Here is a 6,618-nt window from a genome sequence, read left to right on the forward strand (position 1 = left end):
GAAGCGAAATCGGCCAGCGCGGTGCGCATGGCGTCGTGTTTGAAGTCCGGCCAGAACAGGTCGGAGAAGTACAACTCGGCGTAGGCCAGTTGCCATAGCAGGAAGTTGCTGATGCGATGTTCGCCACCGGTGCGGATGCACAGGTCGGGCAACGGCAGATCGCCGGTGGCCAGACAGGTCTGCAGCAAATCCGGGGTGATGTCCTCCGGGCGCAAATGCCCAGCCTGAACTTCACGCGCCAGGCGCTGTGCGGCCTGGGCAATATCCCACTGGCCACCGTAATTGGCGGCGATCTGCAGGACAAAGCGGTTGGCTCCGACGGTCATGGCCTCGGCCTCGCGCATCGCCGCCTGAAGCTCAGGGTGGAAACGCGAGCGATCACCAATGATACGCAGGCTGATGTTATTGTCGTTGAGGCGCTTGGCCTCACGACGAAGCGCCTTGAAGAACAGATCCATCAAGGCGCTGACTTCATCGGCCGGGCGCTGCCAGTTTTCACTGGAGAAGGCGAACAGGGTCAGGACTTCGACCTTGGCCTCAGCGCACACCTCGATCACCGCCCGCACAGCATCCACGCCCGCTTTATGCCCGGCGACACCCGGCATAAAGCGTTTTTTCGCCCAGCGATTATTGCCATCCATGATGATCGCGACATGGCGCGGCACCGCGGACGGCGCAGTCTGCTTGGTCTTGTCCATTTAAAACTCGACCCTTATACGGCCATCAGGTCTTTTTCTTTCTCGTCCGTGGCCTTGGTGATCTGGGCCTCGGATTCTTTGGTCAGCTTGTCGATATCAGCGATGGCGCGACGCTCTTCGTCTTCGCTGATCTCCTTGTCCTTGACCAGTTTTTTCAGCTCACCCAAGGCATCACGACGAATGTTGCGCACAGCAACGCGCGCGTCTTCAGCTGCGCTGCGGGCCTGCTTGGTGAAGCCCTTGCGGGTTTCCTCGGTGAGGGCCGGCATCGGGATCAACAGCAACTCGCCGAGGTTGGTCGGATTGAGGTTCAGACCGGCGCTCTGGATTGCCTTGTCGACAGCCGCGAGCATGTTGCGCTCGAACGCCACGACCTGCAGGGTGCGAGAGTCCTTTACGGTGACGTTGGCAACGCCGCTCAGCGGAGTGTCGGTACCGTAATAAGGCACCATGACGCTGCCGAGGATGCTCGGGTGAGCCTTGCCGGTACGAATCTGGCCGAACGCGTGGTTCAGAGATTCCAGGGATTTCTGCATACGCGCTTGGGCGTCTTTCTTGATTTCGTTGATCATTGTTGGCCTTCCTCGATCAAAGTCCCTTCAGCGCCGCCGTGCACAATGTTCAGCAGGGCGCCGGGCTTGTTCATGTTGAAAACGCGCAGCGGCATCTTGTGATCGCGGCACAGGCAGATAGCAGTCAGATCCATTACGCCCAGCTTGCGATCCAGTACTTCATCATAAGTCAGATGATCGAACTTCTCGGCATGCGGGTCTTTGAACGGGTCTGCGGTGTACACGCCATCAACCTTGGTGGCCTTGAGCACAACGTCGGCGTCGATTTCGATTGCACGCAGGCAGGCTGCCGAATCCGTGGTGAAGAACGGATTGCCGGTACCGGCCGCGAAGATCACGACGTCCTTGGAGTTCAGGTGGCGCATGGCTTTGCGGCGATCGTAGTGATCGGTCACACCAACCATGGAAATGGCCGACATGACGATGGCCGAGATATTGGCACGTTCCAGCGCATCGCGCATGGCCAAGGCGTTCATCACAGTGGCCAGCATGCCCATGTGGTCGCCTGTGACCCGATCCATACCGGCTTTGCTCAGTGCTTCGCCACGGAACAGGTTGCCACCGCCGATCACCAGACCGACCTGGACGCCGATGCCGACCAGTTGGCCGACTTCCAGCGCCATGCGATCCAATACTTTAGGATCGATCCCGAACTCTTCCGAGCCCATCAGGGCCTCGCCGCTAAGCTTGAGTAGAATGCGTTTATAGCGAGCCTGATAACCACTGCCCTGCTGAGCCATTGCGAATCTCTCCTGCGGCGTATTTAAAATTCTTTGCGAGCTGTTTACAGCTGGCGTTCACTCTAGCTTGGCGCTGCTGCAGCGCCATCGGAACATGGCTTTGTAAGTCAGTTCCGGTTGGAAACCAAATAAAAAATTGGTAACCCCATCTGAAAAGAGGCTGCGCGCGTGAGCGGGCAGCCTCTTTCGGGCGACAGTTGAAAAACCGTCTTATTGCTTGGCGGCAGCCAGCTGGGCAGCAACTTCTTCAGCGAAGTTGTCGACCGGCTTCTCGATGCCTTCGCCTACTTTGAAGTAAGTGAAGGAAACGATTTCAGCGCCGGCTTTCTTGGCCAGTTCGCCAACCTTGACTTCAGGGTTCTTGACGAACGCCTGCTCGACCAGGCTCGCTTCTGCCAGGAACTTGCTGATACGGCCCTTGACCATGTTCTCAACAATGTTTTCTGGCTTGCCTTTGATCTTTTCTTCGTTCAGCTGCAGGAACACAGCTTTCTCACGCTCGATCGCTTCGTCGGAGACTTGCGAAGGCAGCAGGAACTCAGGGTTGCTTGCAGCAACGTGCATAGCGATGTCTTTGGCCAGCTCGACGTCACCGCCTTTCAGGACAACAGCAACACCGATCTTGTTACCGTGCAGGTAGGTGCCGACAACGTCACCCTCTACGCGTACCAGACGACGGATGTTGACGTTCTCGCCGACTTTGGCAACCAGGGCTTCACGAGCCGATTCCTGAGCGGCGATCAGCGGAGCTGCGTCGGTCAGTTTTTCGTCGAAAGCTTTTTCTACGCTGGCAGCAACGAAGTTCTTGAAGTCGTCTTGCAGAGCCAGGAAGTCGGTCTGCGAGTTGACTTCCAGCAGTACGGCTGCCTTGTCATTCGATTTGATGGCGATTGCGCCTTCAGCGGCAACGTTGCCGGCTTTTTTCGCAGCCTTGATGGCGCCCGAAGCACGCATGTCATCAATGGCTTTTTCGATGTCGCCGTCAGCCTTTTCCAGGGCTTTCTTGCAATCCATCATGCCTTCGCCGGTACGCTCGCGCAGTTCTTTGACCAACGCTGCAGTAATTGCTGCCATTTTCAAATTCCTCTTGGATAGGTTTTCAACCATTCCACCCGATCGAACGGGCGTTCAATTCTTCCCGAACCACCCATGTTGGCTGCCGCACATGACAAATACAGACGTGGGCGCCGACAAATGGTTTTCGAGGTGGCAAAAAGGGGGCCAAGCCCCCTTTTTGCTTACTGAGTCAACGCCAGGGGCGTCGATTACTCAGCTGCAGCCTGAGTTTCTTCAGCTGCGAATTCAACAGTACCGCCAGCAACATTGTTGCGACCACGGATAACTGCGTCAGCCATCGAACCCATGTACAGCTGGATAGCGCGGATGGCGTCATCGTTGCCTGGGATGATGTAGTCAACGCCTTCCGGGCTGCTGTTGGTATCGACAACGCCGATGACCGGGATGCCCAGCTTGTTGGCTTCGGTGATCGCGATGCGCTCGTGGTCAACGTCGATCACGAACAGTGCGTCTGGCAGACCGCCCATGTCCTTGATGCCGCCCAGCGAACGATCCAGCTTCTCAAGATCACGGGAGCGCATCAGCGCTTCTTTCTTGGTCAGCTTGGCGAAAGTACCGTCTTCGGCTTGAACTTCAAGGTCACGCAGACGCTTGATGGAAGCACGAATGGTCTTGAAGTTGGTCAGCATGCCGCCCAACCAGCGGTGATCGACGTACGGCGAACCGCAACGTGCTGCTTCTTCAGCAACGATCTTGCCAGCGGAACGCTTGGTGCCGACGAACAGAATCTTGTTTTTGCCCTGGGCCAGACGCTCTACGAAAGTCAGAGCTTCGTTGAACATTGGCAGGGTTTTTTCAAGGTTGATGATGTGAATCTTGTTACGCGCGCCGAAAATGTACTTACCCATTTTCGGATTCCAGTAACGGGTTTGGTGACCGAAGTGCACACCGGCCTTCAGCATATCGCGCATGTTGACTTGGGACATGATAGTTCCTTGATAAGTCGGGTTTGGCCTCCACGTATCCCAATGACCAACCAGAGGCATAAAGCCCAAGGCACCCAGGTCATCGTGTCGACACGTGTGTGGATTTAAGCTTTTCGGGGCATCCCCGGAAAGCGGCGCATTTTATACCACAGGGTGCGCAGAAACGGAACCCGGAATCTGTATTCGCACCAGGGACACGGGCGCAGCCCCCTTGGAATCGGCTCGATGGGCACCATTGTATAGACACAAGCCAGACATGCAGGCGCGGATTTGCGCCTCCCGTCTGGTAGAATCGCGTTTTTCAGGGTCGCAAAATGTACGCTTGCCACCCAACTCGTATCCGTAAGCGCCGCCGAGCGCAGAGAGAGCCTGTATGACCGTCAACCTCAAAACCCCCGAGGACATCGCTGGCATGCGTGTCGCCGGCAAACTGGCCGCCGATGTGCTGGAAATGATTGCCGAACATGTCAAACCGGGCGTGACCACTGATCAGCTCAACCAGATCTGCCACGACTACATCGTCAACGTGCAGCAGGCCATCCCTGCGCCGCTCAACTACAAGGGCTACCCGAAGTCGATCTGCACTTCGATCAACCATGTGGTCTGTCACGGCATCCCGAACGACAAACCGCTGAAAAACGGCGACACCCTGAACATCGACGTCACGGTGATCAAAGACGGCTACCACGGCGATACCAGCCGCATGTTCCACGTCGGCGAGGTACCGGTCTGGGCCGAACGCCTGTCGCAGGTCACCCAGGAATGCATGTACAAGGCGATCGAAATCGTCAAACCCGGCTGCCGCCTCGGCGACATCGGCGAAGTCATCCAGAAGCACGCGGAAAAGAACGGTTTCTCGGTGGTACGCGAGTTCTGCGGCCACGGTATCGGCAAGGTCTTCCACGAAGAACCGCAGATCCTGCACTACGGTCGCGCTGGTACCGGCATGGAGCTGAAGGCTGGCATGACCTTCACCATCGAGCCGATGATCAACCAGGGCAAGGCCGACACCAAGGTTCTGGGCGACGGCTGGACCGCGATCACCAAGGACCGCAAGCTCTCGGCCCAGTGGGAACACACCCTGCTGGTCACCGACACCGGTTACGAGATCTTCACCTTGCGCAGCGATGACACCATCCCGCGCGTCTCGGCCTGATTCACAAAACGCTCCCAGCCTATAAAAGGAAAGCCAATCGATGCCGCAGGTGGATCCCGAACTCTTCGACCGCGGCCAGTTCCAGGCTGAACTGGCCCTCAAAGCGAGTCCTATCGCGGCGTTCAAGAAGGCGATCCGCCAGGCCCGCGAGGTCCTCGACACGCGTTTTCGCAATGGCCGCGACATCCGCCGCCTGATCGAGGACCGCGCCTGGTTTGTCGACAACATCCTGCAAAAGGCCTGGGAGCAGTTCAACTGGAGCGAAGACGCCGACATCGCTCTGGTGGCGGTAGGCGGCTACGGTCGTGGCGAGCTGCACCCCTATTCCGACATTGATCTGCTGATCCTGCTCGACAGTGCCGACCACGAAGTTTTCCGCGACTCCATCGAGCGTTTTCTAACGTTGCTGTGGGACATCGGTCTGGAAGTCGGCCAGAGCGTGCGCTCGGTCGACGAATGCGCAGAAGAGGCCCGCGCCGACCTGACTGTGGTCACCAACCTGATGGAAAGCCGCACCATCTGCGGCCCCGAGCGTCTGCGCCAGCGCATGCTCGACGTCACTAGCACCGCGCACATGTGGCCGGCCAAGGAGTTCTTCCTCGCCAAGCGTGCCGAGCAGAAGGCCCGTCACCACAAATACAACGACACCGAATACAACCTCGAACCGAACGTCAAAGGTTCGCCCGGCGGCCTGCGCGATATTCAGACCATTTTGTGGGTGGCCCGCCGTCAGTACGGCACCCTGAACCTGCGCGCCCTCGCTGGCGAAGGCTTTCTGGTCGAGAGCGAAAACGCCCTGCTCGCCTCCTCCCAGGAATTCCTGTGGAAAGTGCGCTACGCCCTGCACATGCTCGCCGGTCGTTCCGAAGACCGCTTGCTGTTCGATCACCAGCGCACCATTGCCGGCCTGCTCGGCTTTGAAGGAGACGACGCCAAACAGGCGGTCGAAAACTTCATGCAGCAATACTTCCGCACGGTGATGAGCATCGCCCAGTTGAGCGATCTGATCATCCAGCACTTCGAGGAAGTCATCCTCGCCCCGGAAGACGAAGCGCCGCCGCAACCGATCAATTCGCGCTTCCAGTTGCATGACGGTTACATCGAAGCGCGCAATGACAACGTGTTCCGCCGCACGCCGTTCGCCATGCTGGAAATTTTCGTGCTGATGGCCCAGCAGCCGGAAATCAAAGGCGTGCGCGCCGACACCATTCGTTTGCTGCGCGAGCATCGGCACCTGATCGATGACAACTTCCGTAACGACATCCGCAACACCAGCCTGTTCATCGAGCTGTTCAAGTGCAAGATCGGCATTCATCGCAATCTGCGGCGGATGAACCGCTACGGCATTCTCGGGCGTTATCTGCCGGAGTTCGGCTTTATCGTCGGGCAGATGCAGCATGACCTGTTCCACATTTATACGGTCGATGCGCACACGCTGAATCTGATCAA

At 57.8% G+C, this 6,618-nt stretch carries 7 protein-coding genes; 2 read left to right on the forward strand and 5 right to left on the reverse strand.

The features are described from left to right. The 5 genes from uppS to rpsB all read right to left on the reverse strand — a co-directional run. Positions 1-698: polyprenyl diphosphate synthase (uppS, locus tag D6877_RS18540; RefSeq protein ID WP_130911716.1), on the reverse strand; the 698-nt coding region annotated here is incomplete at its 3' end. Between the two features lie 14 nt (positions 699-712). Further along, positions 713-1,270, reverse strand: a complete 558-nt coding sequence (gene frr / locus D6877_RS18545; RefSeq protein WP_007954771.1) for a ribosome recycling factor — start codon at positions 1,268-1,270, stop codon at positions 713-715. Then, on the reverse strand, positions 1,267-2,010 hold the full coding sequence (gene pyrH, locus D6877_RS18550) for a UMP kinase (RefSeq protein WP_003222124.1): 744 nt from the start codon (positions 2,008-2,010) through the stop codon (positions 1,267-1,269). The genes frr and pyrH overlap by 4 nt, the downstream gene beginning before the upstream one ends. A 210-nt stretch (positions 2,011-2,220) precedes the next feature. Beyond that, positions 2,221-3,084, reverse strand: a complete 864-nt coding sequence (tsf, locus tag D6877_RS18555; RefSeq protein WP_016771476.1) for a translation elongation factor Ts — start codon at positions 3,082-3,084, stop codon at positions 2,221-2,223. Between the two features lie 191 nt (positions 3,085-3,275). Then, positions 3,276-4,013, reverse strand: coding sequence for a 30S ribosomal protein S2 (gene rpsB / locus D6877_RS18560; RefSeq protein WP_003222119.1), 738 nt, complete (start codon positions 4,011-4,013; stop codon positions 3,276-3,278). 373 nt (positions 4,014-4,386) lie between these two features. Between rpsB and map the strand changes: the two genes are divergently transcribed. Both map and glnD read left to right on the forward strand, forming a co-directional pair. Next, positions 4,387-5,169 carry a type I methionyl aminopeptidase gene (gene map / locus D6877_RS18565; protein ID WP_016771477.1) on the forward strand — a complete coding sequence of 261 codons (783 nt, stop codon included), beginning with the start codon at positions 4,387-4,389 and terminating at the stop codon, positions 5,167-5,169. Between the two features lie 40 nt (positions 5,170-5,209). Further along, positions 5,210-6,618, forward strand: a 1,409-nt coding sequence (gene glnD / locus D6877_RS18570; RefSeq protein WP_130911718.1) for a [protein-PII] uridylyltransferase, incomplete at its 3' end; no start/stop codon positions are given.

It is taken from the genome of Pseudomonas sp. Sample_9, assembly GCF_004307535.1.
GTDB classification, from domain to species: Bacteria; Pseudomonadota; Gammaproteobacteria; order Pseudomonadales; family Pseudomonadaceae; genus Aquipseudomonas; species Aquipseudomonas mercuritolerans.

Bases quoted from the DNA above. Each gene is read 5' to 3' on its own strand.
- frr (WP_007954771.1), bottom strand. From the start codon at position 1,270: ATGATCAACGAAATCAAGAAAGACGCCCAAGCGCGTATGCAGAAATCC.
- map (WP_016771477.1), top strand. From the start codon at position 4,387: ATGACCGTCAACCTCAAAACCCCCGAGGACATCGCTGGCATGCGTGTC.
- pyrH (WP_003222124.1), bottom strand. From the start codon at position 2,010: ATGGCTCAGCAGGGCAGTGGTTATCAGGCTCGCTATAAACGCATTCTA.
- tsf (WP_016771476.1), bottom strand. From the start codon at position 3,084: ATGGCAGCAATTACTGCAGCGTTGGTCAAAGAACTGCGCGAGCGTACC.
- rpsB (WP_003222119.1), bottom strand. From the start codon at position 4,013: ATGTCCCAAGTCAACATGCGCGATATGCTGAAGGCCGGTGTGCACTTC.